Source organism: Prevotella sp. MGM2 (assembly GCF_002933955.1).
Lineage (GTDB): Bacteria > Bacteroidota > Bacteroidia > Bacteroidales > Bacteroidaceae > Alloprevotella.
In genome coordinates, this window is sequence record NZ_BEWW01000187.1 from 1 (window position 1) to 2,801 (window position 2,801).

Below are 2,801 nucleotides of genomic sequence, written 5' to 3' on the forward strand. Positions count from 1 at the left end.
AAGGCGTACCTGATAATCACCTTCTTTCTCGTAGATGAATTCCGGCGATTGCAAGGCGAGGCCTTGGATTCCGGCTTCGGGAGCATCCCATCGTAACGAGGCTATGCTGGGAGAAGCATGGGCCTTAAGGCGGAACGATTGTCCCGCATGCAGGGCTGCGGCCGGCGCTTCAATGCGGACCGAAGCTGCTTTGAGAGGCGAGAAAACCGGAGGCTCGAACGTTTCCGTCCGGCGGCCGAACGAGGCGAAGCGGGCATGGTGGGCGCCGGTGGCATCCGCCCATTTTTCCTTACCCTCCGATTTTTCCAGGTGGCCTTTAAAATAAGCGAGCATGCTTTCGGGAATGCCGGCGGCCTCGAAGCGATGGTGCATCATCTCTTGCAATTCCTTCGCGGTGCGGGCCTTTTTCCAAATGCGTATCTCTGCCAGATCACCGTCCAGCGCGCCCTGATGACTGTTTCCGAAAGGCAGATTACCGAAACCGCCGATGCCTTTACGCCCTTTGCTTATGAGCGTGTCTACCTGTTGTCCGTTGACATAAAGACGCAGTGTGTCTTTGGCCACGGTAATGGCGAAATGCGTCCATACGTCAGTCTTGATAATGCCGGGGCGTGTGTCGATGCGGTTGTCAGTGTCCCAACCTGCGGTAACAGACCCGTCATCGTTGGCATGTATGAGAAAACGTCCCCATCCCGGTCCGACGCTCTGATTCCAACTGCGCCATGAGCGGGGGCGTAGCCAGTATTCGATGGTGGCTTCCTCGCAGTGATTGCGGAATACATCGGGTATGATGAGGCCCGAATGACGCAGGTTGAGTGCGGAGGGCCATTTATTTTCCGTGCTTTTCCCGGGTGTCACTCCGGCAGTGCGTGCTGAGGCCAGAAGACTGTCTGCATGGAGGTAGGCTGCAGCAACGGAATAGGTTGCTTGCTGTTGCTGGGGAGCGTATTGAAGGACGTTGGGAGATAGGGTGTCGCAGGCTGCTCCGTTGCAGTAGACCACATAGCCTTTGAGCTGATGCCACGAACGCTGCGGTGCGTTCCATGCCAGTGTGCCGGAGGCTGTGAGATGAAGGTTTGCGGGAGCAAAGAAAGGCTCGCCGCCGACAACGGTCGTAAGTATCGTTTTTCCGCCTTTGTTTTCAATGGTTGTGCCGTTGCGTGGATTCATTGGGATTTCAATGCCTTGGCGGTCGAACTCATAGTCGATGACGGAACAGGTGTGTACCCGTCCTGTGCCGATGGCTTCCGGACGCGATTCGATGATGAAAAAATATTTTACGGGCCGGCGTGTGTCGAAACCAAGTGAGAGGTCGGTGAGGTCGTAGCCGAACTCCATCGGTTCTCCGTGCATTGCACCGTCGGCCCATTTGCCTAACATGGGAGTTGGAGCTTCCTTGCCGTCGTTAGCTTTGCGGTCGGTGCCGTCGCCGGCAAATTTGAAGTGTTCCATCTCGAAGGTGATATCCGGTTCTGTAGCGTTGGGATCGGACGAAGCACCGATGCTCAGACGCAGTTCGCTACGGCGTGAATATTCCATGAGCACTTTGAGCGTTCGCAGGGGACGGTAATTTTTGCGTACATGGTAGAATTCCGGTTTCCACGCGCCGCCTTCGTTGCGGCGTACAGGAAATCCGTATTTGTAAGGACAATAAATGAATCCCTTGTTAGCCCATCCGGCTCCCCAGGAGTTGACGATGATCCATGCGCCGCGTTCGTCTTTGTCCCATTCTCCGTAGACGTTGTTGCTGTCGAGGTCGAAGGCTATACGGTCATCATATCCGACGATGGTGAGGGCGTGGTCCACCCCGTCGCCCCATCGGGTGACGTACTTCATGCCCACAACGCCGGCAGCGGCGTTGTGTCCTTCCGGGTCGTTGGCTATGGTGCCCTGTTTGCAGGCGCTGGCTACGCCGATGCCCGCAATGCCGCCCACCTTGAAGTCTTTGTCGCCGTTGTGGTTCCAGAGCCATCGTTTCACAAATTCGCGTCCTTCCTGAGTGTCTACGCCTTTTTCGGCAAAGGAGTTGTGTGAGATACGGTTGAACATGGCCGAGTACCACTTGTCATAGCCCTGCATCCACCCGAAGTCAGGGTTGGCGCAGTCCTGGTTGCCGAAGAGGCGCGAATAAGTGGCGCCGCCATACACCACGGAGTTGGGCACGCCGTTGGCCATGGCCATTCCTTCTTTGCCTGAATTGCTGTTGGTGAGCAGCCAGGTGAAGTGTGTGGGATAGACATTTTCGGGCAGCGAGGCGTCGGCGCCGCGGAAGGCATTGATCTCATGTGTAAACATGTAGCCGATGCGCGAGGCCGAACCGCATGAGCCGCCGTCCTGATTGAATACGGCAGGGAAGTACATGCTTTCGGCATTGTTGACGTGGCTCGGCAGGGTGTCGGTGAAGGATGGGGTAGGGCTGGAATGGCCGCCCGCAGGTGCGGATACTGCTGTTCCGCAGAGCACAGCCAGCGCACTGCCGGCTAAGAGTGCAGATAAATAATTCATGGTATAGTTTGTTTAGTGTCGTACCGAGGGCGGTATGTCGCGTCCGGATGTTCTTGAATTTGGCTGTTTTAGAAGAAAGGAGATTAAAAGTACAGTGTGAGGTACCTCGTTTGTCCTTTCAGTCGCAAAATTACACAAAAATATATCATTCCGTAATGTTGTGGAAGTTTTTTGTACCTGTTTTTCTGAAAAATGAAGCGGAAAATCCTCCTTTTTGTATGTAGGCAAGAAGAGCCCCGTCATTTTTAACACTTCTTGCTTTCGGGCCGAAAATGTTGTATCTTTGTAACAGCGGA

General features: G+C 54.8%; 1 protein-coding gene. It reads right to left on the minus strand.

Annotated features, from left to right (window positions below; all coding sequences use genetic code 11):
* Positions 1-2,505: LamG-like jellyroll fold domain-containing protein (locus C5S62_RS04560; RefSeq protein ID WP_133159498.1), on the minus strand; the 2,505-nt coding region annotated here is incomplete at its 3' end.
* Positions 2,506-2,801 lie beyond the last annotated feature (296 nt).